This window comes from Mesorhizobium sp. M0317, from assembly GCF_040321555.1.
In the GTDB taxonomy this organism is placed as follows: Bacteria; Pseudomonadota; Alphaproteobacteria; order Rhizobiales; family Rhizobiaceae; genus Mesorhizobium.
This window is the reverse complement of sequence record NZ_JAMYRV010000014.1, coordinates 48,650-73,544: the sequence shown is the minus strand read 5'-3', so window position 1 is coordinate 73,544 and position 24,895 is coordinate 48,650. Positions and strand designations below refer to the sequence as shown.

Annotated in this window: 24 protein-coding genes; 11 read left to right on the top strand and 13 right to left on the bottom strand. The window is 63.3% G+C overall.

Annotated elements, in window-relative coordinates:
- Nucleotides 1–76: 76 nt before the first annotated feature.
- Entirely contained in the window at nucleotides 77–1,609 is a 1,533-nt protein-coding gene (locus NKI88_RS13040; RefSeq protein WP_352655477.1) for a YifB family Mg chelatase-like AAA ATPase, read from the bottom strand.
- A gap of 250 nt (nucleotides 1,610–1,859) precedes the next feature.
- Entirely contained in the window at nucleotides 1,860–2,924 is a 1,065-nt protein-coding gene (locus NKI88_RS13035) for a glycosyltransferase (protein WP_155921611.1), read from the bottom strand.
- 184 nt (nucleotides 2,925–3,108) lie between these two features.
- On the opposite strand from NKI88_RS13035, the gene NKI88_RS13030 reads away from it, so the two are divergent.
- Nucleotides 3,109–4,182, top strand: coding sequence for a glycosyltransferase family 2 protein (locus NKI88_RS13030; RefSeq protein WP_023714454.1), 1,074 nt, complete (start codon nucleotides 3,109–3,111; stop codon nucleotides 4,180–4,182).
- A 92-nt stretch (nucleotides 4,183–4,274) separates the two neighbouring features.
- Here the strand turns inward: NKI88_RS13030 and gshB are convergent, their stop codons facing one another.
- The 3 genes from gshB to NKI88_RS13015 form a co-directional block, all read right to left on the bottom strand.
- A complete protein-coding gene (gshB, locus tag NKI88_RS13025) occupies nucleotides 4,275–5,228 on the bottom strand; it encodes a glutathione synthase (RefSeq protein WP_023821715.1) in 954 nt (317 codons plus the stop codon).
- 135 nt (nucleotides 5,229–5,363) lie between these two features.
- The gene (locus NKI88_RS13020) at nucleotides 5,364–5,738 is read right to left on the bottom strand and encodes a GtrA family protein (protein WP_023821716.1); all 375 of its coding nucleotides are present in this window, start codon (nucleotides 5,736–5,738) and stop codon (nucleotides 5,364–5,366) included.
- Nucleotides 5,739–5,742: 4 nt separating this feature from the next.
- Nucleotides 5,743–6,747, bottom strand: coding sequence for a glycosyltransferase (locus NKI88_RS13015; RefSeq protein ID WP_023710382.1), 1,005 nt, complete (start codon nucleotides 6,745–6,747; stop codon nucleotides 5,743–5,745).
- A gap of 124 nt (nucleotides 6,748–6,871) precedes the next feature.
- On the opposite strand from NKI88_RS13015, the gene NKI88_RS13010 reads away from it, so the two are divergent.
- The 8 genes from NKI88_RS13010 to NKI88_RS12975 all read left to right on the top strand — a co-directional run bounded on the left by NKI88_RS13010 (nucleotide 6,872) and on the right by NKI88_RS12975 (nucleotide 16,048).
- Nucleotides 6,872–8,671 (top strand): GtrA family protein, encoded by a 1,800-nt coding sequence (locus tag NKI88_RS13010; protein ID WP_352655474.1) that lies wholly within the window; start codon nucleotides 6,872–6,874, stop codon nucleotides 8,669–8,671.
- 100 nt (nucleotides 8,672–8,771) lie between these two features.
- Entirely contained in the window at nucleotides 8,772–10,121 is a 1,350-nt protein-coding gene (locus NKI88_RS13005) for a putative bifunctional diguanylate cyclase/phosphodiesterase (protein ID WP_352655472.1), read from the top strand.
- Nucleotides 10,122–10,290: 169 nt separating this feature from the next.
- Nucleotides 10,291–11,058: an SDR family NAD(P)-dependent oxidoreductase gene (locus NKI88_RS13000; RefSeq protein ID WP_352655470.1), complete on the top strand. Its 768-nt coding sequence runs from the start codon at nucleotides 10,291–10,293 to the stop codon at nucleotides 11,056–11,058.
- Between the two features lie 5 nt (nucleotides 11,059–11,063).
- Entirely contained in the window at nucleotides 11,064–12,008 is a 945-nt protein-coding gene (locus NKI88_RS12995) for a 2-dehydro-3-deoxygalactonokinase (protein WP_352655520.1), read from the top strand.
- 22 nt (nucleotides 12,009–12,030) lie between these two features.
- Nucleotides 12,031–12,672, top strand: a complete 642-nt coding sequence (locus NKI88_RS12990) for a 2-dehydro-3-deoxy-6-phosphogalactonate aldolase (RefSeq protein WP_023741331.1) — start codon at nucleotides 12,031–12,033, stop codon at nucleotides 12,670–12,672.
- Entirely contained in the window at nucleotides 12,672–13,547 is an 876-nt protein-coding gene (locus tag NKI88_RS12985; protein ID WP_352655468.1) for an SMP-30/gluconolactonase/LRE family protein, read from the top strand. The genes NKI88_RS12990 and NKI88_RS12985 overlap by 1 nt, the downstream gene beginning before the upstream one ends.
- A gap of 95 nt (nucleotides 13,548–13,642) precedes the next feature.
- Nucleotides 13,643–14,704 (top strand): D-alanine--D-alanine ligase family protein, encoded by a 1,062-nt coding sequence (locus NKI88_RS12980; protein ID WP_352655466.1) that lies wholly within the window; start codon nucleotides 13,643–13,645, stop codon nucleotides 14,702–14,704.
- Between the two features lie 90 nt (nucleotides 14,705–14,794).
- The gene (locus tag NKI88_RS12975) at nucleotides 14,795–16,048 is read left to right on the top strand and encodes a low temperature requirement protein A (protein ID WP_352655464.1); all 1,254 of its coding nucleotides are present in this window, start codon (nucleotides 14,795–14,797) and stop codon (nucleotides 16,046–16,048) included.
- A gap of 18 nt (nucleotides 16,049–16,066) precedes the next feature.
- Here NKI88_RS12975 and NKI88_RS12970 read toward each other — a convergent pair whose 3' ends face one another.
- From NKI88_RS12970 to NKI88_RS12955, 4 genes are all read right to left on the bottom strand, one after another.
- Complete coding sequence (locus tag NKI88_RS12970) at nucleotides 16,067–16,354, bottom strand: DUF1330 domain-containing protein (protein ID WP_352652502.1); 288 nt, start codon at nucleotides 16,352–16,354, stop codon at nucleotides 16,067–16,069.
- Nucleotides 16,355–16,367: 13 nt separating this feature from the next.
- The gene (gene pyrF / locus NKI88_RS12965; RefSeq protein WP_023701963.1) at nucleotides 16,368–17,081 is read right to left on the bottom strand and encodes an orotidine-5'-phosphate decarboxylase; all 714 of its coding nucleotides are present in this window, start codon (nucleotides 17,079–17,081) and stop codon (nucleotides 16,368–16,370) included.
- Nucleotides 17,078–17,674, bottom strand: coding sequence for an NADPH-dependent FMN reductase (locus NKI88_RS12960; RefSeq protein WP_023701964.1), 597 nt, complete (start codon nucleotides 17,672–17,674; stop codon nucleotides 17,078–17,080). Before NKI88_RS12960 ends, pyrF begins: the two co-directional genes overlap by 4 nt.
- Before the next feature lie 120 nt (nucleotides 17,675–17,794).
- Nucleotides 17,795–18,406, bottom strand: coding sequence for a LysE family translocator (locus tag NKI88_RS12955; RefSeq protein WP_352655461.1), 612 nt, complete (start codon nucleotides 18,404–18,406; stop codon nucleotides 17,795–17,797).
- A gap of 122 nt (nucleotides 18,407–18,528) precedes the next feature.
- Between NKI88_RS12955 and NKI88_RS12950 the strand changes: the two genes are divergently transcribed.
- Together NKI88_RS12950 and NKI88_RS12945 are read left to right on the top strand one after the other, a co-directional pair.
- Nucleotides 18,529–18,870, top strand: coding sequence for a helix-turn-helix domain-containing protein (locus tag NKI88_RS12950; RefSeq protein ID WP_352655459.1), 342 nt, complete (start codon nucleotides 18,529–18,531; stop codon nucleotides 18,868–18,870).
- A gap of 21 nt (nucleotides 18,871–18,891) precedes the next feature.
- Nucleotides 18,892–19,437 (top strand): LysR family transcriptional regulator substrate-binding protein, encoded by a 546-nt coding sequence (locus tag NKI88_RS12945; protein ID WP_023696047.1) that lies wholly within the window; start codon nucleotides 18,892–18,894, stop codon nucleotides 19,435–19,437.
- A 95-nt stretch (nucleotides 19,438–19,532) separates the two neighbouring features.
- On the opposite strand, the gene pmtA is transcribed toward NKI88_RS12945, so the two are convergent.
- The 4 genes from pmtA to NKI88_RS12925 form a co-directional block, all read right to left on the bottom strand.
- Nucleotides 19,533–20,138, bottom strand: a complete 606-nt coding sequence (gene pmtA, locus NKI88_RS12940; RefSeq protein WP_023687484.1) for a phospholipid N-methyltransferase PmtA — start codon at nucleotides 20,136–20,138, stop codon at nucleotides 19,533–19,535.
- A 117-nt stretch (nucleotides 20,139–20,255) separates the two neighbouring features.
- Nucleotides 20,256–21,386 (bottom strand): molecular chaperone DnaJ, encoded by a 1,131-nt coding sequence (gene dnaJ / locus NKI88_RS12935; protein WP_023681322.1) that lies wholly within the window; start codon nucleotides 21,384–21,386, stop codon nucleotides 20,256–20,258.
- A gap of 219 nt (nucleotides 21,387–21,605) precedes the next feature.
- On the bottom strand, nucleotides 21,606–23,522 hold the full coding sequence (gene dnaK / locus NKI88_RS12930; RefSeq protein ID WP_023673200.1) for a molecular chaperone DnaK: 1,917 nt from the start codon (nucleotides 23,520–23,522) through the stop codon (nucleotides 21,606–21,608).
- Nucleotides 23,523–23,893: 371 nt separating this feature from the next.
- Complete coding sequence (locus NKI88_RS12925; protein WP_023673201.1) at nucleotides 23,894–24,892, bottom strand: LLM class flavin-dependent oxidoreductase; 999 nt, start codon at nucleotides 24,890–24,892, stop codon at nucleotides 23,894–23,896.
- Between the last annotated feature and the right edge of the window lie 3 nt (nucleotides 24,893–24,895).

The window sequence follows — 24,895 nt, the reverse complement described above, 5'->3', positions numbered from 1 at the left end:
GCTCCAAAAAGATCGACCATTCTTCGGCGACCCCCACCCTGCCGCTTCGGGGCCACCTTCCCCTCAAGGAGGAGCGTTACGCCGCCTGCGCCACCCGCTCCGACATCATGCGGTAGGAAATCGCCTCGGCCAGGTGAATGCGGCCGACGGTTTCTCTCGCTTCGAGATCGGCCAGCGTGCGCGCCACTTTCAGCACCCGATGATAGGCGCGCGCGGAAAAGCCGAGCTTTTCGCTGGCGTCCTTCAACAGAGACAGGCCGGCGGCATCCGGCATCGCGATGTCCTCGATAACAGAAGGCGAGCAATGCGCGTTGGTGGTCGCGCTGGTCACGCCGAGCCGCTCGAACCGTTCGCGCTGGATGGTGCGGGCGCGCGCGACGCGCTGCGCAACGGCGGCACTTTTCTCCGCCCGATCCGGCCGGATCAGATCGGCGGCCGAAACCGCAGGCACCTCGATCCTGAGATCGATGCGGTCGAGCAGCGGGCCGGAAATGCGCGCCTGGTAGTCGGTGCGGCAGCGCTCACCGCGCAGGCAGCGATAGCCGGGCTCGCCGGCCATGCCGCAACGGCACGGGTTCATCGCCGCCACCAGCTGGATGCGCGCTGGATAGGTGACGCGGTGGTTGGCGCGCGCGATCATGCAGTCGCCGGTCTCCAGTGGCTGGCGCAGCGCATCCAAGGTCTGCGGCGTGAATTCGGGAAACTCGTCGAGGAACAGCACGCCGTTATGGGCAAGCGATACTTCGCCCGGCCGCGCCCCGATGCCGCCGCCGACCATTGCCGCCATCGAAGCCGAATGGTGCGGGGCGCGGAACGGCCGCCGGTCGGTGAGCTTGCCTTCGCCGAGCTCGCCGGCCACCGAGGCGATCATCGAGACTTCAAGAAGTTCCTTGGGCGCCAGTGGCGGCAGAATTGAAGGCAGCCTCTGCGCCAGCATCGATTTTCCCGAGCCGGGAGGCCCGACCATCAACAGATTGTGGCCGCCGGCCGCCGCCACTTCCAGCGCCCGCTTGGCGCTTTCCTGGCCCTTGATGTCTGAAAGGTCGGGCAGGTCGCGGGCCGAGACATGGATGCCGGGCTCGGGCCGCGACAGCACCTGCGTGCCGCGAAAATGATTGGCGATGGCAATCAGGCTGCGCGGCGCCAATATGTCGAAATCCTTGCCCGCCCAGGCCGCTTCCGGCCCGCAGCCGAACGGGCAGATCAGGCCCTTTCCCTCGGCATTGGCGCCGATCGCCGCCGGCAGCGCGCCGGCGACCGTGGCAATGGTGCCGTCGAGCGACAATTCTCCGAGCACGACATAGGAGGCCAGCATGTCGCCCGGAATGGCGCCGAGTGCAGCCATCAGGCCGAGCGCGATCGGCAGGTCGTAATGGCTCCCTTCCTTAGGAAGATCGGCAGGCGCCAGGTTGACCGTCACCTTCTTCGACGGCATCGACAGCCCCGACGCATGCAGTGCCGCCTGCACGCGCTCGCGGCTTTCGGCCACCGCCTTGTCGGCCAGCCCGACGATCTGCATGCCGACCTTGCCCGGCGCGATCATCACCTGGACATCGACCGGTACGGCCTCGATGCCCTGGAAAGCAACCGTGCGAACCCGCGCCACCATCTTGCTCTGCCCCCGGATATCGGCTCGCCTCGGCCTTGTGGTTCAGACCGCGAGCGACGTCAGGACAAGACAACCATAGATTTCAGGCCAAGGCAAGAACATTACAGGAACATGCATTCGTGGTGGCTGCAGCGCGCTGTGCCGGTTGCAAAAAAGGAAGATGGTCAAGCAAAATGGAACGGCTGCTCCGCCTCCTCGACCGCGTTTAACAAGGGCGACTAGGCCCTTCGGCGATCTGAGGGTGTTGCTTCTAAGCGGTGATGAAGGCATCGACCGAACCTGAAAGCGATCGATCGATCGCGACCTGCGGTGGAAGCCACTCCATGACAGGATATCTGAAAGGCCAAGGCAGGGCGATCCGGCGCGAAGAGCCGCTCTCCAGAAAAATCTCGTTTACAAGGTCTATGAACCGCCCGCGGTCTCGTTCGATTCGTTTCAAAGTTTGCGAACGAATGTAATCCCGGGGAATTCGTCGCTCCTTCAGCGCTAAGACAGCCTCCGCGATGGATCGAGGATCGGGTGGAACTGTGAGCGAATAGTCGTCATCCAGATAAAGGTCTCGGCCGCCATGGTTCGGCGTCGTGACCACTGGAAGGCCCGCGAGAAGATATTCCGTGCTGGCGAACATTGGTCCTTCCAGGTGAGAGAGACAGATTCCCACGGCTGCACGATTTAGATGCGTGTTCACCTGAGCCGGTGCCAATCGGACAGGCTTGCCGGTGCCGTCAAACTCGTTGATAAAGACGTGATGCGGCGCGAGCTCCCTATGCCGATTTATTCGCGCTCTTTCCGACTCCGTCGTGGAGGATCCGCTTGAATCTCGATAGAAGACAAATGCGCAACGCTGGATGCCAAGCGACAAGTCATGGCGCTTCCACGGAGCCAGCTGCGCATTGTAGATTGCATCAAATTCTACAGGGACGTCATCGAGAGGCCTGAATATGTGTTCGGAGGTTGTTGACGTCTTGTTGTGCAGGACGGCGGCCTCGCCGGACTGATTCAACAGATCAGCCTCGGCCTGAGTGTTGGATAGGAAGATTAGCGAGTGACGGGGGTTCTTGAGTCTATGCAGAACGGCATAGGTCCGGATGGTTTTGACGCTAGCACTGTTTTCGATGGACCAGGTTGGCGAGATGAGAAACCAGGCGCGGTGGCCGCGTGGAAGGAAAGGCATATGACTTGCTAATCCGAGCGGCGTACCGGACATTCCCGAATAGGATATGAACGGATCGTCCGACAGCAAACTGGCCTGAAGAGCAGGTTGCGACTTCGCGGAAGGGTGCCCTTTTCTGAGGTTGTGGCCATGACGCAGCATGGCTCTGACAATCTCGAATTTGGTAGGAGGGCGATACCCGTGCTGTAGGGTCAACATGCGGCAATTGCGATCTTGAGTGCGGAGAAAAACTCGCTTCGATAGAGAGAAATTTGGCAAAGAAACACCGCCATTTGATCGACGGAATATCTCAGGCGATCAAATCTGGTGTACGGAGAAGCGCCTCTTGAAAGAAAACATCGTCCCAAGCGGAGCTGGTTCTCACATCGCGCTACCAACCGTATCCGTTTGCGTAGGCTGTTTCAATCAAGAGGCATTCATCGACACTGCGATCCGATCCGTAGCGGCGCAGACATACACTGCGTTCGAATGCGTGGTGGTCGATGATTTTTCGACCGACGGTTCCCGCCGAAGGATTGAAGAGTGTCTGTCCCAGCTTGGCGACAGTCGTTTCCGCTTTCTGCCCCGACTGCAAAATGGCGGGCAGTTGACAGCAATGATGACCGGGCTTGACGCGACAGCCGGGCCCCTGATCTCCTTTCTTGACGGTGACGATGCTTGGCATCCTGACTTCATAGAATGCCATGTGAGAGCGCATCTCAGCCAAACCCGTATCGCGGCAATGTCGAGCTCCGATGAGGTGGTGATAGATACGGCCGGCAACCTGCTTGCGGGCGGTCATCCCGTATTCCACCTGAACGACCCGCGATCGATGCCGAAAATGAGCGGCTACCTGCATGTCGACACCGAAGCTGACCCGACATTATTATTTATTGATCGGGGTACCGTGGGTTGGTTTTGGTCAACCACATCGGGGATGATGTTTCGTCGAGCTCCGCTTGAAATCATGCGTCCATCCGATCCGGACGAAATAAGGATATGTGCCGATGGTTATATGGCTCGTGCCGCCCATATGATCGGCGGAACCGTGAGGATTGGGCGGGCTCTTGGCAGTTATCGGCTTCACGGCGGCAATGGCTGGGCGGACGGGCGCATCCTGGGTACCGGAGTTGGCCTCGGCAGGATGTCGCCTGATACTGAAATAGCGATACGGCGGGCACTGGCCAATCGTTGGTGCGAAGTGGCGCCGGGACTGGCGCATTTAATCTCCCGCCACTCAATGCGCAGGACCTTGGTCGACCTGATCGGACTGTCTGCGGCTTTTGCATTGCTGGAAAAGAACTCCGATGCGGGTTTTCTGCTGAAAGACTGGGCAACACCACAGCGAAAATTGCAGACCAGACTTATCGGTCTCCTTCCTCCGAAACTGAGGCCTCGGCGCTTCCGGGACATAGTTTGATTTGATGAGCCGCTTGCTCGGCAGTCTTACCCGATAAAGAGCATCTTTCGATGCTTCTCTGGACCCACCAAAGTCCTCCGTAGCAACGCACACTACGCGGCCAAATTCCGCCGCTTCGCCTCTACCGCGTCCCAGAACAGGCTGGCGATATCCGCGCCACCAAAGCGTTGCACTTCGCGCACGCCGGTTGGCGAGGTCACGTTGATCTCGGTCATGTAGTCGCCGATCACGTCGATGCCGACCAGGATGAAGCCGCGCTCTTTCAGCGACGGGCCGATGCGGGCGCAAATCTCGCGTTCGCGCTCCGTCAGCTCGGTCTTTTCGGCGCGGCCGCCGACATGCATGTTGGAGCGGGAATCGTGGTCGGCCGGCACGCGGTTGATGGCGCCGACCGCCTCGCCGTCGATCAGGATGATGCGCTTGTCGCCCTTGCGCACATCCTTCAGATAGCGCTGGACGATATACGGCTCGCGTGACAGCTGGGCGAACATTTCGAGCAGTGAGGCGAGGTTGCGATCGTCTCCCTTGAGATGGAAGATGCCGGCGCCGCCATTGCCATAGAGCGGCTTGACGATGATGTCGCCGAATTCCTTGCGGAAGGCCGCGACCTCCTGGGGATCCTTGGTGATCAGCGTTTCGGGCATCAGATCGGGGAATTCGGTGACGAAGATCTTTTCCGGGCTGTTGCGCACCCAGGCCGGGTCGTTGACGACCAGTGTCTTCGGGTGAATGCGCTCCAGAATATGCGTGGTGGTGATGTAATTCATGTCGAAGGGCGGATCCTGGCGCAGCAGGATCACATCCATCTCCGACAGGTCGGTGCGCACCTTGTCGCCCAGCGAAAAATGATTGCCCTTCTCGTCGCGGAGCTTCATCTCCTCGATGCGGGCAAACACCTTGCCGCCCAGCATCGACAGCCGGTCCGGCGTGTAGTGGAACAGCTGGTGCCCGCGCCGCTGCGCCTCCAGCGACAGCGCAAACGACGTGTCGCCGGCGATCGAGACGGTGGAGACATGGTCCATCTGGACGGCGATCTTCAGGGTCATCTTTTGGTCTCCAGCGGGTCGAGCAAGTCCAGGAAAAGTGCGTAGCGGTTTTCCGTCCGGAATTGCGGCAAGGCAAGTCGCCGATATACGGAACTTGGCGGCTTCTGCCAATCGCGCTTGCTTGGCCCAGACCCCCTAACAGTCGAAGACCAGCCGGGAGTAACCGAGGAACGACAGCGCCATCGCTACCAGCGAGGCGATCGCAAGTGCCGCCAGCGGCGGCATTGCCGGCAGCGCGAACAGGATGGCGCAGTAGACGAGATAGTTGACGATGCTGGTGGCGATGCCGACGCCGCCATAGCGCGCACCCTCGCTAGCCACGCCGCGGCTCGACGGCGAAAAGGTCAGGTGCCGGTTGATCTGCCAGGTGACGCACAGCGCAAAGCCGATCGACAGGACACGGGCGACGAAGGGACCGAGCGGCGTCACCGCCAAGAGCAGCCAGAGCGCCGCGGCATCGGCGACGAAACCAACGCCGCCGGCCAGGACGAAGCGGACGAGCCGGCTCACGGCCTCAGGCGGCCCGGGGCGTCTTGCCCGGTTCGGCCTTCGGGATTTCACCAGTGCGTTCGCGCCGTTCGACCCGGCCCGACGGCACCGAGAGATAAAAAATGCGCTTCTGCTCGGCGCGTCCGCGCGATACCGAATCGAGGATCAATCCGGTCACCATCGCAAGCATCGAGAGCAGCAGCAGGCCGACCGACAGCACCCAGGTCGGCATGCGCGGCACGAGGCCGGTCTGGGCGAATTCGATCAGCACCGGCGTCATCAGGGCAAGGCTCGACGCCAGGAAGAAAATCGCGAAGGCGCCGAAGAAGCGCAGCGGCTGCGTTTCCTTCATCAGCATGGCGAACATCCACAGGATCCTGGCGCCGTCGCGATAGGTCGACAGCTTCGACGACGATCCCTCAGGCCGGCGGCCATAATCGAGCGCGATCTCGCTCACCGGCAGTTTGAGCTGCGAGGCATGCACCGACATTTCGGTCTCGATCTCGAAGCCGCCGGAAACCGCGGGAAAGCTCTTGACGAAACGCCTCGAGAAGACGCGGTAGCCGGAGAAGATGTCGGTGAAGTCGGCGCCGAACAGCCGCTTGTAGAGGCTGTTGAAGATGCGGTTGCCGAAGGCATGGCCGGAACGGCCGGCATCGTCGGTGACGCCGCGCCTGGTGCCAACCACCATGTCGCAGCGCTCGGTCTGCAGGATGTTGATCAGCAGCGAGGCATCTTCCGGCGCATAGGTGCCGTCGCCATCGGCCATCAGATAGATGTCCGCATCGATGTCGGCGAACATGCGCCGCACGACATTGCCCTTGCCCTGGCGCGGCTCGCGGACGACGATGGCGCCCGCTGCGCGCGCCTTGAGCGCGGTCAAATCCCTGGAATTGTTGTCATAGACATAGATCTCGGCCGATGGCAGCGTCTCGCGAAAGCGCCGCACCACCTCGGCGATGGTCAGTTCCTCATTGTAGCAAGGCAGGAGCACGGCAATGGCCGGCTCATGGCGGACTTCGTGCGGCATTTCCGTCTCCCGACACCCGGCGGAGCCTCCGGCCGCGCTCATATGCGGCCTCGCTCAGGCGACTTTACTATTTATTGAAGCTGTTAAGGCTAGGTTTAAGGCCGCAGTCTTTCCGACGAAGGTCATGATGATGAACGCAGCCAAGGCGGGTGCTTCCTCCTGGAAGTCCGATATGACGCTGGCGCTGCTTGCCATGCTGGTGGTGCTGGCTGTCAATGCCGCCACGGGCTTTCGCGAATTGAGCAATGCCGGCGGCGACAATGACAGCCTGCTGCGGCTGGTCGAGGTTCGCGACATGCTGGCCGGCCAGGGCTGGTTCGACCTGCATCAGTACAGGATGGGGCCGGAAGGCGGTTTCGTCATGCACTGGTCGCGGCTGGTCGACGCACCGCTCGCCGTCATCATCCTCGCCGCCTCGGCGCTGACCCGCAGCATGGCCATGGCCGAAGCGATCGCACAGGTGCTGTGGCCGTCGCTGCTGTTTTGCCTGGCGGTGTTTTTTACAGCCCGTGCGGCACGCAGCTTCGCCGGCGTCGGCGCCGTGCTGCCTGCTATCGTCATCGGCGCGGCGGCGCTGCATTTCATCGGCATTTTCTTGCCGGGTGCGCTCGATCATCACAATGTCCAGCTGACGCTGACCATGGCCAGCCTCAGCCTGCTGCTCGAGGCGCCGGCGCGTCGCTGGGCGGCGCTGATTTCCGGGCTGTGTGCGGCCCTGACGCTGGCCGTCGGCATGGAAACCGCGCCCTATGTTGCCACCATCGGCGCCTGCATCGCTTTGCTGTTCGTCGTCGATCCCGGCGGCGAACGCCGGATCGCCAGGGATTTCGGTCTCGGCTTTGCCGGGGTTTCAGCCCTGGTCTTCGTCACCACCATCCCGCCATCGGCCATGGGCCAGCCGCAGTGCGATGCCTTCTCGGCTGTGCAGTTCGTGGTGGCGGCAATCGCCGGACTGGGCCTTGCCGCCGTGACGTCGCTCACGGTGTCCAATGGCACGGCCAGCCGCCGCCTGATCTCGCTTACCCTGCTCGCGCTTGGGCTGGGCGCCGTCGTCGTGGCGCTGTTTCCGCAATGCCTTGCGGCTCCCTACGCAAACCTCGATCCGCGCCTCAAGGAATTGTGGCTCGATCACATTGACGAGGCGCAGTCGCTGTTCAGTATTGCCGTCAATGAGCCGGCCTCGCTGGCGGCGCGCTATGTCACGCCGCTGGTGGCGATCGCGCTGATGGCGCTTCGCCTGCGCGGACCATGGCGCCGCCAGGACAGCCTCGTCGGCGCCTTGCTGGTCGGCGCCTTCATCGTCAGCGCCTGGCAGGTCCGCGGCTCGACATTCTCGATCGCCTTTGCCGCCATCCCGCTGTCGGCCTGGATCGCAAGCTGGCGCGAACGGGCGAGGATCAGCCCTGCGCGCAGCGTATCGCTGCGCATGGCGGCGGTCTGGGTGGTGTCGGTGAATGCCGTCTGGGCCGGTGCTGCCGCCGCGACGTCGAACGTATTCGAGGCCAGCAAGGTCTCGGTCGAGGCACAGGACACCGACAGCGATCCGTCCTGCGAGCGCAAGGCCTCCTTCGCGGCGTTGGCCCGGCTGCCGGACACCACGGTGCTTGCCATTTCCAATCTCGGCTCGCCCATCCTTGCCTATTCCGGGCACCGCGTCTTTGCCGGCCCCTATCATCGCAACATCGCCGGCGATCTGCTTGCGCTCGATGCCTTCCTCGGATCGGCGGACCAGGCGGGGACGATCGCAGCGGCTCATCACGTCGGCCTGGTGGCGCTGTGCCGCGGCAGCGCCGAAAGCAAGGTGCTCGCCGCCAAGGCGCCGCAAGGCTTCCTGGCCGGGCTGATGCAGGGAAGCGTCCCCGATTGGCTCGAACCGGTGGCCGAAACGCGCGGAGACCCGGTCGAACTCTACCGCGTCCGCTAAAGCATCATTCGCCAGCGAAAAATCGATTTCGCGATACGCTTCCTAAACGCTTTGCTGCCAGTCTCAGCCTAAATTTCGGGCGTCACAAACAGGGATACCGATGCAAACGACGTTTGGCACCGGGCAGGCAAGCAGGGAAAACTCGGATCTGGCGTTCACCGATGCGCTGACCGGGCTTGGCAACCATCGCCGCTTCTTCGACAAGGTCGATCGCCTGATCAGCGACCGTGCGGACGATCCCGCGCCGTTCACGGTCGGCATTCTCGACCTCGACGGCTTCAAGCCGATCAACGATCTGTTCGGCCACAAGGCCGGCGACGACATATTGATCCAGGTGGCAATGCGGCTGCGCGCTTCGATGGACAGCCACTCCACCGTTTGCCGCATCGGCTCCGACGAATTCGCCTTCCTGTATCCGATGGTGTTCTCGGAGGAAGCGGCGGCCGAGAAGTCGCGCATGATGATCGAAATCCTGTCGGCGCCCTACGATGTCGGCGAACGCACCGCCAGGCTTTCGGCCTCGGTCGGCTGCTCGCTCTTTTATTCCGGCGACGAAACCACGGAAATCCTCGTCAACAAGGCCGAAACGGCGCTCTACCACGCCAAGCGTTCGGGCCGTGGCCGGGTCGTCGTCTACACCCGCGAAATGGAAGAGGCGGCCAAGCGCGTCACCCGCATCGAACAGGCGCTGCGCCGTGCCGTCTCGGCCGGTGAGGTCGAACCGCATTTCCAGCCCATCGTCGATTTGACCACCCGCCGCACCATCGGCTTCGAGACGCTGGCGCGCTGGACCGATCGCGACCTCGGCGTGGTGCCGCCGACCGTGTTCATCCCGATCGCCGAAGAGCGCGGCATCATCGGCCCGCTATCGCAGCTGGTGCTGCGCAAGGCGACCGAAGCGGCGCGCAGCTGGCCGAAGGACCTGTTCCTGTCCTTCAACCTGTCGCCCTCGCAACTCGTCGACCAGAACACCGGCCTGCACATATTGTCGATCCTCGACCGCACCGGCTTCGATCCGCGACGGCTGGAGATCGAGATCACCGAAACCGGCCTGATGAACGATCCGGCCTCGGCCGAGAAGATCGTCGAGGACCTGCGTCGCGTCGGCATCCGAGTCTCGCTCGACGATTTCGGCACCGGCCAGTCCTCGCTCGGCCGCTTGCGCGAATTCCATTTCGACAAGCTCAAGATCGACCGCGCCTTCGTCTCCTCGATCCTCGACGACCGCCCGTCGGAACACATCATCCGCGCCATTCTGGCCATGTGCGAAGGGCTCGGCATGGATGTCGTCGCCGAAGGCATCGAGGAGGAGGCGCAGGCCGACCGCCTCGTCCAGTTCGGCTGCGCCGGCGGCCAGGGCTATCTCTTCGGCAAACCGGTCGACGCCGACGCCACGCTCGGCTACCTCCGCGATTCCTATCGCGGCGCCCTCTACGCCAAGGCAGTCTGACCGGCGGTCTTGCCTGCGTCGAGCAAGTCAGCGGTGCGAGCCAAGATCGACTGTGGCCGCCATCTTGCGTCCTTTTGTCTGACATAAGCCAAACAAATCGCCGTTTTCGCCCTTGCTCCCCGGACTTGGCTGGATAGGATGCGCGCCGACCGGATCGGGAGAGAAAAATATGATGCCATCGGCCGATTTTGCCGACCTCAGGGGAGCCTCGGTGCTGATCACCGGCGGCGGTTCCGGAATTGGTGCGGCACTGACCGAGGGCTTCGTTCGCCAAGGCGCCCATGTCGCCTTCATCGACATCGCCGATGGCCCAAGCACGCTGCTTGCCGACCGCGTCGAAAAAGAACTTGGCCGGCGACCGCTCTACCTCAAGACCGATTTGCGTGACGTCGAGGCGTTGCGCGCTTCGGCCGCCAAAGCGGCCGAGGCGCATGGCGACGTCACCGTGCTGGTCAACAATGCCGCATGGGACGAACGCCACGACGTCGCCGACGTTACCGTCGAGTTCTGGGACAACAATCTCGCCGTCAATCTGCGCCCGCATTTCTTCACCGCACAGGCGGTCGCGCCGGGCATGAAGCGGGCCGGCGGCGGGTCGATCATCAACTTCACCTCAACCTCCTATCTCATCAACCACCCCGATATGCCGGCCTACACCGCCGCCAAGGCCGGCATACTCGGCCTCACCAAAGGTCTCGCGGGCAAGCTTGGGGTCGACGGCATCCGCGTCAATGCGATTGCGCCGGGCTGGGTGATCACCGAGCGGCAGCGGGAACTCTGGGTCACCGAGGAGAGGCTCGCCGCCCATGTCGCCAAGCAATGCATCAAGCAGGTCATGCAGCCCGACGACATCGTCGGCACAGTGCTGTTCCTGGCCTCCGACGCCTCACGTATGCTGACGGCGCAGATGTTGATCGTCGACGGGGGTTTCCTGTGAGCCCGGTGAATCAAAATCCGGCAAAAGGCACGCCAGCAGTCGCCGCCGTCGACTGGGGCACGACCCGCATGCGGGTCTGGCTGGTCGACGAGGCGGGCGGGGTGCTTGCCGAGCGTCGCGGCGATGATGGGTTGATCACCGCGCAGCAAAAAGGCTTTTCGATCATCCTCGAGGGCCATCTGGCGGCGCTCGGCGCACCTGACACACTGCCGGTCATCATCTGCGGCATGGCCGGCTCGCGCCAGGGTTGGCTGGAAGCGCCTTACGTCACCGTGCCGGGGCCGCTCAGTGCCATCCTCGCGGGGGCCGCCTGCATTCCCGGCCAGAGCCGCGACATCCGCATCGTGCCTGGCCTGGCGCAGCGCCTGGAAGATGCGCCGGACGTAATCCGCGGCGAGGAAACCCAGCTTGCCGGCGCCGGTTTGCCGGCAAAAGGTCGCCATCTCGTCTGCATGCCCGGCACCCATTCGAAGTGGGTTCTGGTTGAAGACGGCGCGGTCGACGGCTTCTGCACCTGGCCGACCGGAGAGCTGTTTTCGGTGCTGGCCACTCACTCGATCCTGCGCCATTCGCTGGGCGAGAGCCCGAAGCCGGTCATTCCGGACAATCCGTTGTTCCGGGAATGGTGCCGCAAGGCTTTGGCCGAGGGCGGCGATGTCACCTCGCGGCTGTTCTCGATCCGCGCCGCCGGCCTGCTGCAGGACCTCAAGGCCGACGATGCCGCCGCTTGCCTGTCCGGCCTGCTGATCGGCGGCGAGATCGCCTCGGCGGGCCGCCGCTATGGCGAAAGCACCACCGCAATCGTGCTGGTCGCCTCGGGGTCGCTAGCAGCCCTCTACCGCCAGGCGCTCGACCTTGCAGGGCTTGCCGTCAGGACGGTCGACGCCGACGAGGCGGTGCGTGCCGGCCTTATCGAGGCAGCGCGGGAAAATGGCATGATCGCCAAATGACTCACCAGAGTGGAGTGACAGCGTGACCCAGACCGCCCCCTTCCCGAAGCTCAAGCGTGGTCTTATCGCCATTCTGCGCGGCCTCAAACCCAGCGAGGCGGTTGCCATCTGCCAGGCGCTGTTTGACGCCGGCATCGAAGCCATCGAGGTGCCGCTCAATTCGCCGGAGCCGTTTTCATCGATCGCCAGCATTGTCACCGCAGTGCCCAAGACAACGCTGGTCGGCGCCGGCACGGTGCTGACTTCAGCCGATGTCGACGCCCTGGCCAAGGCCGGCGGGAGGCTGCTGGTCAGCCCCAACATCGATGCCGAAGTCATGGCCCGCGCCATGCACCATGGCATGGTGACGATGCCAGGCGTGTTCACCCCCACCGAAGCTTTTCAGGCGATTAGGCTTGGGGCTTCGGCGCTCAAATTCTTCCCGGCAAGCGTGCTCGGGCCTAGCGGCATTTCGGCGATGCGGGCCGTGCTGCCGGCCGATACCGTGGTCGGCGCCGTCGGCGGCGTTTCCGACAAAGACTTTGCCGGCTACAAAGCCGCTGGGGTGACTGCTTTTGGTCTTGGCTCCAGCCTGTTCAAACCCGGCATGAGCGTCGACGAGGTGGCCTCGCGCGCGCAGGCGGCGGTGACGGCCTGGGATGCGGCGTTCGGCGGAGCGGCATGATGGAAAACGTTTCGGTTTTCTCGGACCATGTCTGCGAGCTCGGCGAGGGGCCGAGCTACGATCCCGCCACCGATACGCTGTTCTGGTTCGACATTGTCAACGGCCTGCTGCTGGAGCAGGGTGTCACGTCCGGCGCGCGGAAAGTCCATGAGCTCGGTCAGATGGCCAGCGCCATCGCCATTGTCGATGACAATCGCCAGCTCATCGCCACCGAGACCGGCCTGCATGTCCGCGACGTCTCGACCGGCAAGCTGACGCTGCATACGCCCATCGAGGCCGACAATGCGCTGACCCGCTCCAACGATTCGCGCGTCCATCCGTGCGGCGCCTTCTGGGTCGGCACGATGGGCAAGGGTGAGGAGAAGGGCGCCGGCGCCATCTACTGGTTCTTCAAGGGCGAATTGCGCACGCTTTACACCGGCATCACAGTATCGAATTCGATCTGTTTTTCCGAAGACGGCTCGATTGCCTATTACACCGACACCTCGACCGGCCTGTTGATGCGGGTCGCCTGCGATCCGGCGACTGGCCTGCCGGTCGGCGAGTCCAAAGTGTTCGTCGACCATCGCTCGTCCAAGGGCTTTGTCGACGGCTCGGTCGTTGATCGCGACGGCGTGCTGTGGAATGCCGTCTGGGGCGGCAAGGCGGTGAAGGCTTATGCGCCGGACGGCACATTGTTGCGCGAAATTGCCGTGCCGGCGGGGCAGTCCTCGTGCCCGGCCTTTGTCGGCGCCAAGGCCGATCGGCTGGCGGTGACCTCGGCCTGGAAAGGCAAGGACGACAAGCAGCGCAAGCTCGACCCACAGGCCGGCATGACCTTCCTGCTCGACATCCCCGTCAACGGCCGCTTCGAGCCGCGCGTGGTCATCGCCTGAGCGCTGTCGCGCAGGCGTCCGCCTCGGTCGGTTTCGCGCAAGTCTGAAGCAGGGGCCATGCCATGGTGGGACAACACCACCGAAGGTCCTGATCCATGCCGCGCCCGACCCTGATCCTCGTCCATGAGCCGGAAAAGGCCTGTCTCGACCGGCTGGTCGCCGACGGCTTTCCCGCCGAGCGCGCCCTGGAAATCTCGTCCTATCTGGCGCAATCGACCGATCTCGCGCCCGAATTCGATGAGCTCACTGCCGCTTGCGGGCGGCGCGGCTTCGCCTTTATGCCGGTTGCACTCGACGATGCGGCAAGCGCGCTGGCGAAGGCCGATCCCGCAACCACGCTGGTCTGGACGCTGACCGACGGCATTGCCTATTTCCGCGGTGCTGCAGCGCCCGCACTTGCCAGGCTGAATGGGCTTAGAACCATCGGAGCCGACGATGCGCTGTTCGCGCTTTGCCAGGACAAGTTCCGTTCCGGCGCCGTGCTTTGCGCGCTCGGCCTGCCGGCGCCGCAGGCAGGCCTGGCCCGCGACGGCCGCTGGCTGGCCGACCCGCCAGCTTCGGAAGCCGGCTGGTTCGTCAAGCCGAACCGGCTCGGCTCCAAGGTAGGCATCTGGCCGGATTCACGCTGCAACGACCTGGCCCATGCGCTGGAGCTTAGCCGGCGGGTCTATGCCGCTTATCGCGACGATGTCGTCGTCCAGCCCTATGTCGGCGGTCGCAATGTCCGCGCCAGCTTCCTTGGGCTGCAAACGGATGCCGGGGCGGAAGCGCTCGGCGTTGCATTCGTCGACTCCGGCGGCGATTTCCAGACCATGGCGGACTCGATGGCGCTTTACGGCGACACCGGAGAGGCCGCCAAGGCGGCTGGACTATACAGCGAGCCGGTGCTGGAGGCGGTTGCCGACACCCAGCCGGCAGCCGCGGCAACCATCCGCCGCATCGCCGAGCGGCTGGTCAGCGGGCTCGGCCTGCGAGACGTGTTTTCCCTCGATTTCAGGGTCGAGGCTAACGACCATGTCCACCTCATCGAGTTCGAGGTCTGTCCCGGCCTGCCCTGCTTCGATTTCCGCGCCTATTGCCTGATGCAATGGGGCATGACGCTGGCCGATGCGGTTGCCGAGACGGCGGCGAACCGACTGAACCGACAGGCGATCTGAACGGTCGAGGGACCAGCGCGACCTACCGCGCCTTGACGGCTTTTGCTCCACCTTTAGTGTCGCGGGACAGTCCTCAGGCAAGGCCGCGCGATGAGCACACCAGCAAGCTCCCTCCACCATCACATCAGGCGCATGGCCGGGCGCGATCCGCACGAGGCGCATCGCGTCGCCACGCCGCTCGAGCTGCTGTTCGATCTAACCTTCGTCACCGCCTTCAGCCTTGCCGCCGCGCAACTGGCGCACGCCCTTGCCGAGGGCAACTACGCGGCGGCGCTGATCGGCTTCGGCTTTGCCAGCTTCGCCATCTGCTGGGCGTGGATCAATTTCTCCTGGTTTTCCTCCGCCTATGACACCGACGATTGGATCTTCCGCCTCGTCACCATGGTGCAGATGATCGGCGTGCTGGTGCTGGCCATCGGCCTGCCGCGCATGTTCGCCTCGATCGAGCATGGCGAACACCTCAACAATTCGGTCATGGTGCTGGGCTACGTCATCATGCGCGTCGCCATGATCTTCCAATGGCTGCGCGCGGCGCGGCAGGACCTTGGGCGGCGGCGTGCCTGTCTCACCTATGCCATCGCCATCGCGATCGCCCAGATCGGCTGGGTGGTGCAGATCCTGGTCGATTTCTCGCTGGCGACGAGCCTGGCTTTCGGCGCGGTCCTGCTTCTCATCGAGCTTGCCGGACCGGTCATCGCCGAACGCCGGGATGGCGGCACGCCCTGGCACGCACATCACGTCGCCGAGCGCTACAGCCTGTTCGCCATTATCGCGCTGGGCGAAGGGGTGGTCGGCACGCTGGCGACGCTGTCGGCCGTGGTCGAGGAGCAGGGCTGGAACCTCGATGCCGCCTTGATCGGCATTGCCGGAATGGGTCTCACCTTCGGCATGTGGTGGGTCTATTACATGCTGCCCTCGGGGACGGTGCTGCACCAGCACCGCAGCCGTTCCTTCGTCTGGGGCTATGGCCAGATGGTGATCGTCGCTGCCATCGTCGCCACCGGCGCCGGGCTGCATGTCGCGGCCTATTTCATCGAGCACATGACCCATAACGGCCCGGTAGCGACCCTGCTGTCAGTCGCCATTCCGCTAGGCGTGTTCCTGGGGGCGATCTATGCGCTGTATTATTATCTCGTCCAGCGCTTCGATCCACTCCACGTCTGGCTGCTGGCGGGAACGGCTGCGGTCGTCGCACTTGCCATCATCGCCGCCATTGCCGGCGTCGACATGGCGGTCTGCCTCATCTTACTCACGCTAGCGCCGGCCGTCACCGTTGTCGGCTATGAGCTGTCGGGGCACCGCCATCAACTGGAGGTGCTGGCGCAGGAGGAAGCGCCGCACTGAGCAGAGCAGCTTCGCGCGTCAGATACCCTCGACCAGCACGATCTCGCCATCGGCTACTTTCTGACGGATGGCCACGGCGCGCTGGTACTCCGGCGAGTGGTAGCAGTCATGCGCCGCGCTGAGCGATTCGAACTCGATAATGACATTGCGGGCGCGGCCAGGCCCCTCGGCCTTTTCATGCTCACCGCCACGGGCAAGGAACTTCACGTCGAAACGGTCGAAAGCGAGCTTGGCGGCAGCGACATAGTCCTTGTAGCCTTCAGCGTCGCACACATCGACGCGGGCTATCCAGTATCCCTTGCGCATTTTCTTCTCCTCGTTACGCGGCGCGCATCTCTTCCAGTATGGCTTCCGCCGCCGCGCGCCTGTCGCTTGCCGCCACGATTGGCCGGCCCACAACAAGATGGCTGGAGCCGTTGCGGATCGCCTGGCCGGGCGTCACCACGCGTTTCTGGTCACCATGGTCGCTGCCCTTGGGCCGTATCCCCGGCGTCACCACCGCCAGGTCGGGTCCGACGATGCGGCGCACCGCTTCCGCCTCCTCGGCCGAGCAGACGACGCCGCCCATGCCTGCATGCAGCGCCTGTTCGGCGCGCCTCAGCACCAGCGTGTGCGGGTCATATTCATAGCCGGCGTCGATCACGTCCTGCTCGTCCATCGAGGTCAGCACGCTGACCGCCAGCAGGCACAGGTCGCTGCCCCTGGCGGCCTCCACCGCGGCCCGCATCGCCTTGGGATAGGCGTGGATGGTCAGCATGGTCATGCCCATGCGCACGATGTTCTCGACACCCTTGGCCACCGTGTGGTCGATGTCGAGCAGCTTCATGTCGAGGAAGATTCTGGTGCCGCCGCTGGCCAACTCCCTGGCGAAGTCGAGCCCGCCGGCGAAGGCCAGCTGGTAGCCGATCTTGTAGAAGGAGACGACGCCGTCGAGTTCGCGCACCGCCTGTTCGGCCTCTTTCACCGTCGGCACGTCGAGGCCGACGATCAGCCTGTCTCTCATGGTATGGGCCTGCATGGCTGTGGAAATCATGCCCCGGTCCGGGTCGATAGCATGCGCGAGGTTTCGATCAGCGTGCGGCATAGGTGCTCCATCGATTTGGTCAGTCTATCATCCCTGAAATTGCCGTCGCCGTCGAAGGCACTGCCGCCATCGGATACCGAGCATTCCGGCGTCACCATCTCCAGCTGGCAGCGCACCAGCACGGCGCGCAGATGGTTGATGCAGCGGATCCCGGCGAAATGTCCGTTCGAAGACGAGCACAGGCCGGCGACCTTGCCGACAAATGGCCTCACCGGCCAGCCGCCATCGAGGCGCACCCGGCTTACCCAGTCGATCGTGTTCTTGAGCAGTGGCGGGATCGAGCCATTATATTCCGGCGTCGCGATCAGCAGCCCGTCATGGGCGGCGATCAGCCGGCCGAGCTTCACGGCGTTGTCGGGAACGCCTTTTTCCTTTTCGAGGTCCTCGTCGATGATCGGCAGCGGATAGTCGGCCAGCGAAATGCGCGTCACCTCGGCGCCTTGCATGGCCAGCTCCTTCTGCGCCACATCGGCGGTCCTGCCGCTGAAGGCGCCGCTGCGCACCGAGCCGGCGAAGACGAGGATTTTCGCGATCACAGCCATTGGCCACTCTTGTTCCCGGACAGGTACAGCCAGAGGCTGCGCAAATCAACGCACTGGCCCAAAAAACGGAAACGATCGGGGGGCAAGCGCGCGAAGGTGTGCCGAGCAGCTGGGCTATTGCTAGTGGGTGACCGCAATTCTTGCACTCAGCGCGATGAGTGCAACTCCGAGCAAGGCATCTATCGGCCTGCGGACGCTGCCATATACCGACCGAACCCTTCTTGTGGAGAACATTAGCGCGACAAGCCCAAACCACGCCATCGCGACCAGCCCGATTATGGCCAGCGACACTGCCTGGACCCAGATCGGAGCCTGCATCGGCAATACCGATATGAACAGGCTCGCGAAGAACGCGGCCGTCTTCGGATTTGTAATTCCGACAACGAATCCGCTTCGCCAAGGAGCCGTAGTCTCTGCGCCACCGACGGCCAGCGGTAGCCGCGCCTGCCAAGCCGACAAAAGGATCTTGCTGCCCAGGTAACCGAGATACACGGCACCGGCGATCCGGACGGCAAGGTGAGCCCATGCAATCTGCGTCAGTACGAGGCCCAGGCCACACATCGCGAGAGCCGCCCACACCATGATCGCTGCGGCAATGCCAAGCGCCACATGGAACCCCGCGCGACGGCTGATCAGCGCATGGGAAGTCACGGCTACAAAATCGGGTCCTGGGCTCATGGCGCCGAGCAGGAAGACCGAAGCAAGGGTCAGGAATTGCGGAAGGTAGCTCATGCGATACTCCAGTTTCAGTCTCGTCGTACCGCACGCCTGCATGCCGGAGAGGCCAGGAAAGCCGCTCGCCGATTTCGAGGGTCGTTTCCCTCACCTTCACAAAACCTACAGCGCTCTTTAATATGAGCGAAATGAAAGATATTTCGGCAGCCATGAACAAAGCTAATATCAACATCACGATGGTGCGCGTCCTGACATCGCTCAGCGAGACGCGCAGCTTCACGAAAACCGCCGAGCGGCTCTGTCTTTCTCAATCGGCCATAAGCCATGCAATGAAGGCGCTGGAGGAGATCGTTGGCGCGCCCCTCGTCATACGTGATCGGCGCGGTGTCGCTTTCACCGCAACCGGCGAGGCGGCTTTGGATGCGGCGCGCGCCGCTTTGCATGCTTTAGGCCGTCTTGCCGGCCTACGGGAACACTCCATCAAAGGCAGAGTACGGCTCGCGCTGGTCAGCAGCGCCTAGGTAAAGATTGCTCCATATGCGTTGAACATTACTTCCGTCCGGCACCCGGAGCTTGCTGTCGAACTGCTCTTGGGCACGGATACCGAGGTGGCGGAGTGGGTCGATCGCGGTGCCGCCGATATTGGACTGTCCTACATCGCCGGCAATTGCCAAGCCGAGGAACTTGTCGACGACGAACTCTTTGTGGCGTCATCGCAAAAGAACTCAGTCCAAGGCGGGTCATTTCCGATCCGCGCTCTCGACGGCCAGCCATTCATCATGTCGAGCGGCGGCTGCGGACCAATGCTTGCCGAATTGTTCCAGGATTTTGGCGTTGCGCCAGTTGTCATCCTGTCGGCGAGCGATATGGCGGCGCTGCTTGCTCTGGTTGGGGCCGGGCGCGGTTTGTCGATTGCGCCAGGCCTGGCGTTTCCGGCCGATTGGCAGCGAACCGTCGCGAGGCGTCCTCTGGAGCCGCGTGCGCGTCGGCCTCTGTTGCTTCTGTTCTCCAGCAGCGCCGAAGCAACGGCCGTGCGGGCCATGTGCGCGGCGATCAGAGAAGTCGCCACGAGTTTGCGAGGCGGATAACAGTCAAGGATGTGGATCGACCCTCAATCGAGCTTCCTTCGGGAGACGTCGATCCTCTACAAGGCGCCAGAGACTTCTCCCGCCCCCAATACCAGCTAATGCGCTTCCCGCCGGTAGATCCACAGCTGCGTCGGCGGGATGTTGCGGAAGATGAAGTCGAAATGCTTGACCGTGTAATTGCCGCGGCCGGGCGGGATCGGCGACAACGGCCCATAGGTCAGCTGCACGATCGGCCGTCCAACCGGGATGCGGTCTAGCAGGCTTTCAATATAGGCGATCCGCTGTGCGACCGGAAAATTGAGCAGCGGCACGCCGGAGACGACGGAATCGAAAACCATCCCGCTCTTCTCGCCAAGCGTGGCGTTGAGATTGAAGGCATCGCCCTCGATGACGTTGACGCCGGGATAGAGCTGGCGCAGATGGCGCACGAAATCGGTGGAATATTCGACCGCGTACAGGTTTTCGGGCTTAACGCCCTGGGCGAGGATTGCACGGGTGATGACGCCTGTGCCGGGTCCGACTTCAAGCACCGGCAGGCCGGACTTCGGATTGACGATGGAAGCCATCTTGCGGGCGGTGATGGAGCTTGTCGGCACGATCGAACCGACCGACTTCGGCTTGTCGATCCAGCCTTTGAAGAATTTGAGTTCGTCGTCGAACTTTTCCGCCAGCGCCTTCCGCAATCCCGGACCACGTGCCATGCAAGTTCTCCTCAACACTCCCCGAACGCTACTTAGCAGCTAACAGGTCCAAGGCAAGGCGCGATCTGGCATAAGATGTTGATGACGTTCGGGAAGCGTGGCGGCCTTGGTTTGGGTTCAGTGCTCGCCGAAGGATTCGAAAAAGTCCTTCATGCGGGCGAAAAAGCCGCTCGACTGGGGCGAATTGTCCTTCGACGACAGCTGCTCGAACTCTTCCAGCAGCTCGCGCTGGCGGCGCGACAGGTTTTGCGGCGTTTCGACCGCGGTCTGGATATAGAGGTCGCCGACATTGGGCTGGCGCAGCACCGGCATGCCCTTGCCCTTGAGGCGGAACTGGCGGCCGTTCTGCGTGCCTTCGGTCACTTTCACCTTGGTCTGACTGCCGTCCAGCGTCGTCACCTCGAACGAGCCGCCAAGGGCGGCCGTCGTCATCGATATCGGCACCTTGCAGTAGAGATCGGCGCCGTCGCGCTGGAAGAATTCATGCGGCTTCACCGCCAGGAAAATATAGAGGTCGCCCGATGGGCCGCCGCGCAGGCCCGCCTCGCCCTCATTGGCAAGCCGGATGCGGGTGCCGTCCTCGATGCCGGCCGGGATATTGACCGACAGCGAGCGTTCCTCGGTGACGCGGCCCTGGCCGGCGCATTTCGGGCACGGGTCCTTGATCGTCTGGCCGCGGCCTTGGCATTGCGGGCAGGTACGCTCGATCGAGAAGAAGCCTTGTGTCGCTCGTACCTTGCCGTGGCCATGGCACATCGAGCAGGTCACCGGCTGGGTGCCGGGCTTGGCGCCGGTCCCGGAGCATTCCGTGCATGAGATCGAGGCCGGCACGCGGATTTGCGCGGTCTTGCCGGCAAACGCTTCTTCCAGCGTGATTTCCATATTGTAGCGCAAATCGGCGCCACGCTCGCGGCCGCCCGACGAGCGGCGCTGGCGCCCGCCCATCATGTCGCCGAAAATATCCTCGAAAATGTCGGCGAAGCCGCCGGCGCCAAAACCTTGCGCGCCGCCATTCATGCCGCCCTGCTCGAAGGCGGCGTGACCGAAACGGTCATAGGCCGCGCGCTTCTGCGGGTCCTTCAGCGTTTCGTAGGCTTCGTTGATTTCCTTGAACTTGTGCTCGCAGGAGTGATCGCCGGGATTGCGGTCGGGATGGAACTGCATGGCCAGCTTGCGGAAAGCGCTCTTGAGCTCCTTCTCGTCGGCGCCCTTTTGCACGCCCAGCGTCTCGTAGAAATCAGCTTTCATCTTTTCCCGCAGTCCGGATGCTCAACGTCTTGATGCATGTTGCGTCGTTTGCCGGCACGTTGTCTCGATTTAGGAGCGGTGATGCCCGGATGCTAGGGCCGGCGCGCTTGTGCCTGTGTTTTTCAGTGACTTTTTCGGCAAGGCCCGCACTTTTTCAGCGAGGGTTGCAAAAAAGCCCGGCTTTGCGCCGGGCTTTCCGCTTTATTTGCCGTCAACCGGTCAGGCCGACTTCTTCTTCTCGTCGTTTTCGTCGATTTCCTCGAAATCGGCGTCGACCACGTCGCTATCCTTGGCCGCGTCCGCCTTGGCGTCGGCTTCCGCCGCTTCCTTCTGCGAAGCTTCGTACATGGCCTGGCCGAGCTTCATGGATGCTTCGGCAAGCGTCTGCGACTTGGCCTCGATGTCGGCGGCATCGTCGCCTTCGGCAGCAGCCTTCAGCGCCGTGATAGCCTCCGATATCGCCGTGCGCTCGGTTTCCGAAACCTTGTCGCCATATTCCTTCAGCGACTTCTCGGAGGAGTGCACCAGCGCCTCGGCCTGGTTGCGGGCCTCGACCAAAGCACGCCGCTGCTTGTCGGTCTCGGCATTGGCTTCGGCGTCCTTGACCATCTTCTCGATGTCGGCGTCCGAAAGGCCACCAGAGGCCTGGATGCGGATCTGGTGCTCCTTGCCGGTGCCCTTGTCCTTGGCCGAAACGTTGACGATGCCGTTGGCGTCGATGTCGAAAGTGACCTCGATCTGCGGCACGCCGCGCGGCGCCGGCGGAATGCCGACCAGGTCGAACTGGCCGAGCGCTTTGTTGTCGGCAGCCATTTCACGCTCGCCCTGGAAGACGCGGATGGTCACGGCCGACTGACTGTCTTCAGCGGTCGAGAACACCTGGCTCTTCTTGGTCGGGATGGTCGTGTTGCGTTCGATCAGGCGGGTGAACACGCCACCCAGCGTCTCGATGCCGAGCGACAGCGGCGTCACGTCGAGCAGCAGCACGTCCTTCACGTCGCCCTGCAGCACGCCGGCCTGGATTGCGGCGCCGAGTGCGACGACCTCATCCGGGTTGACGCCCTTGTGCGGCTCCTTGCCGAAGAACTGCTTCACGATCTCCTGGATCTTGGGCATGCGGGTCATGCCGCCGACCAGGACCACTTCGTCGATCTCGCCAGCCTTCAGCCCGGCATCCTTGAGCGCTGCCTTGCAGGGCTCGATGGTGCGCTGGACGAGATCGTCGACCAGCTGCTCGAACTTGGCACGGGTCAGCTTCAGTGTCAGGTGCTTGGGGCCGGTCGCGTCGGCGGTGATGAAGGGCAGGTTGATTTCGGTCTGCGTCGTCGACGACAGCTCGATTTTGGCCTTTTCAGCCGCCTCCTTGAGGCGCTGCAGCGCAAGCTTGTCGTTCTTCAGGTCGATGCCCTGTTCCTTCTTGAACTCGGCCGCCAGGTATTCGACGAGACGCATGTCGAAATCCTCGCCGCCGAGGAAGGTGTCGCCATTGGTCGACTTCACTTCGAACACGCCGTCGCCGATTTCGAGCACCGAAATGTCGAACGTGCCGCCGCCAAGGTCATAGACGGCAATGGTCTTGCCATCCTTCTTGTCGAGGCCGTAGGCAAGTGCTGCAGCCGTCGGCTCGTTGATGATGCGCAGCACCTCAAGGCCGGCGATCTTGCCGGCGTCCTTGGTGGCCTGGCGCTGGGCGTCATTGAAATAGGCCGGAACGGTGATGACCGCCTTCTCGACCTTCTCGCCGAGATAGGCCTCCGCCGTTTCCTTCATCTTCTGCAGGATCATGGCCGAGATCTGGCTGGGCGACTGCTTCTTGCCGCCGGCCTCGACCCAGGCATCGCCATTGTCGCCCTTGACGATCTTGTAGGGGACAAGCTTCTTGTCCTTCTCCGTCACCGGGTCGTCATAGCGGCGGCCGATCAGGCGCTTGACCGCGAAGATGGTGTTTTCAGGATTGGTGACCGCCTGGCGCTTGGCCGGCTGGCCGACGAGACGTTCGCCGTCGCCCGAGATGGCGACGATGGAAGGCGTCGTGCGCGCGCCTTCCGCATTTTCAATGACCTTGGGCTCCTTGCCATCCATGATGGCGATGCAGGAGTTGGTGGTGCCGAGATCGATACCGATTACTTTTGCCATTTTTCTAGTCTCTCCGCTAAGCAGGCTCTCAGGACCCGTAAGGCGTTCCGACGAAAGCCCCTGTTCACAAGAAATTCCGCTCCGGCAACCGGCATTCCGGCACTGGGCGGCTTGGCGCGTATATAAGAACAGGCGGCATCGGGCGCAAGCATTCTGCGCATGGCATCCACCGCGCCGCGCTTGGCGCCTTTGAACAGCCGCCCGGCGGCCCGGATGTGCTCAAACCGCGCTCAAAACCCCAGGATCTGCGCGATCCCCCGGCGAAGCGCCCAGTCACGGCTTCGAAACCACAAGAAAACGTCACCTATGCGTGAGAGAGGCGGCTCCTGGCTGAGGAAGGCGCCTGCCCACAGCAGACACAGGCAAAAGCGTCACGCGGCCTGCGACAGCGATTTATGCGCCTCGGCCAGGATTTCGAACGAGCGCACGCGTGCCGCATGGTCGAAGATCTGCGCGGTCACCATCAGCTCGTCTGCGCCGGTGCGGCGCACGAACGCGTCTATGCCTTGCCGGACGGTTTCGGGGGAGCCGACGACGGCGCAGGACAGCGCCTGCGAAATCATGGTTTTTGCCATCGGCTCGAGCGTCTGGTCATAGCCCTCGACCGGCGGCGGCAGGCGGCCGGCCCGCCCCGTGCGCAGATTGACGAAGGCCTGCTGCAACGAGGTGAACAGCAGTTTGGCCTCTCCATCGGTCGGTGCGGCGAAAACGTTGAGGCCGAGCATGACATAGGGCTTGTCCAGCTGTTCCGAAGGCTGGAAGCGCGAACGGTAGATCTCCAGCGCATGGTCGAGTTCGGCCGGCGCGAAATGCGAGGCAAACGCATAGGGCAGGCCGAGCATGGCGGCGAGCTGCGCGCCATAGAGGCTGGAACCGAGGATCCAGACCGGCACCTTCTGGCCTTCGCCGGGCACGGCGTGGATACGCTGGCCTTCCGCGGCCGGCTGGAAATAGCCCATCAGCTCGACGACATCCTGGGGGAAATTGTCTGACGCCTCGAGATTGCGGCGCAGCGCGCGCGCTGTTCCCATATCGGTGCCGGGCGCGCGGCCGAGGCCGAGGTCGATGCGGCCGGGGTGCAGTGCCGCCAGCGTGCCGAACTGCTCGGCAATCACCAGCGGCGCATGGTTGGGCAGCATGATGCCACCGGCGCCAACGCGGATGGTCTTGGTGCCGCCGGCGACATGGGCGATGACCACGGCGGTCGCCGCGCTGGCGATGCCCGGCATGTTGTGGTGCTCGGCCAGCCAGTAGCGCCTGTAGCCGAGCCGCTCGGCATGGCGGGCCAGGTCGAGCGAATTTGCCAGCGATTGCGAGGCGTCGCTGCCTTCGACGATCGGCGATAGGTCGAGAACGGAAAGTGCGGTCATGGG

Coding starts and splice junctions, on each gene's coding strand:
- NKI88_RS13040 (WP_352655477.1), bottom strand. CDS start 1,609: ATGGTGGCGCGGGTTCGCACGGTTGCTTTCCAGGGCATCGAGGCCGTA.
- NKI88_RS13035 (WP_155921611.1), bottom strand. CDS start 2,924: ATGCTGCGTCATGGCCACAACCTCAGAAAAGGGCACCCTTCCGCGAAG.
- gshB (WP_023821715.1), bottom strand. CDS start 5,228: ATGACCCTGAAGATCGCCGTCCAGATGGACCATGTCTCCACCGTCTCG.
- NKI88_RS13015 (WP_023710382.1), bottom strand. CDS start 6,747: ATGCCGCACGAAGTCCGCCATGAGCCGGCCATTGCCGTGCTCCTGCCT.
- NKI88_RS13010 (WP_352655474.1), top strand. CDS start 6,872: ATGATGATGAACGCAGCCAAGGCGGGTGCTTCCTCCTGGAAGTCCGAT.
- NKI88_RS13005 (WP_352655472.1), top strand. CDS start 8,772: ATGCAAACGACGTTTGGCACCGGGCAGGCAAGCAGGGAAAACTCGGAT.
- NKI88_RS13000 (WP_352655470.1), top strand. CDS start 10,291: ATGATGCCATCGGCCGATTTTGCCGACCTCAGGGGAGCCTCGGTGCTG.
- NKI88_RS12985 (WP_352655468.1), top strand. CDS start 12,672: ATGGAAAACGTTTCGGTTTTCTCGGACCATGTCTGCGAGCTCGGCGAG.
- NKI88_RS12980 (WP_352655466.1), top strand. CDS start 13,643: ATGCCGCGCCCGACCCTGATCCTCGTCCATGAGCCGGAAAAGGCCTGT.
- NKI88_RS12975 (WP_352655464.1), top strand. CDS start 14,795: ATGAGCACACCAGCAAGCTCCCTCCACCATCACATCAGGCGCATGGCC.
- NKI88_RS12970 (WP_352652502.1), bottom strand. CDS start 16,354: ATGCGCAAGGGATACTGGATAGCCCGCGTCGATGTGTGCGACGCTGAA.
- pyrF (WP_023701963.1), bottom strand. CDS start 17,081: ATGATTTCCACAGCCATGCAGGCCCATACCATGAGAGACAGGCTGATC.
- NKI88_RS12960 (WP_023701964.1), bottom strand. CDS start 17,674: ATGGCTGTGATCGCGAAAATCCTCGTCTTCGCCGGCTCGGTGCGCAGC.
- NKI88_RS12955 (WP_352655461.1), bottom strand. CDS start 18,406: ATGAGCTACCTTCCGCAATTCCTGACCCTTGCTTCGGTCTTCCTGCTC.
- NKI88_RS12950 (WP_352655459.1), top strand. CDS start 18,529: ATGAGCGAAATGAAAGATATTTCGGCAGCCATGAACAAAGCTAATATC.
- pmtA (WP_023687484.1), bottom strand. CDS start 20,138: ATGGCACGTGGTCCGGGATTGCGGAAGGCGCTGGCGGAAAAGTTCGAC.
- dnaJ (WP_023681322.1), bottom strand. CDS start 21,386: ATGAAAGCTGATTTCTACGAGACGCTGGGCGTGCAAAAGGGCGCCGAC.
- dnaK (WP_023673200.1), bottom strand. CDS start 23,522: ATGGCAAAAGTAATCGGTATCGATCTCGGCACCACCAACTCCTGCATC.
- NKI88_RS12925 (WP_023673201.1), bottom strand. CDS start 24,892: ATGACCGCACTTTCCGTTCTCGACCTATCGCCGATCGTCGAAGGCAGC.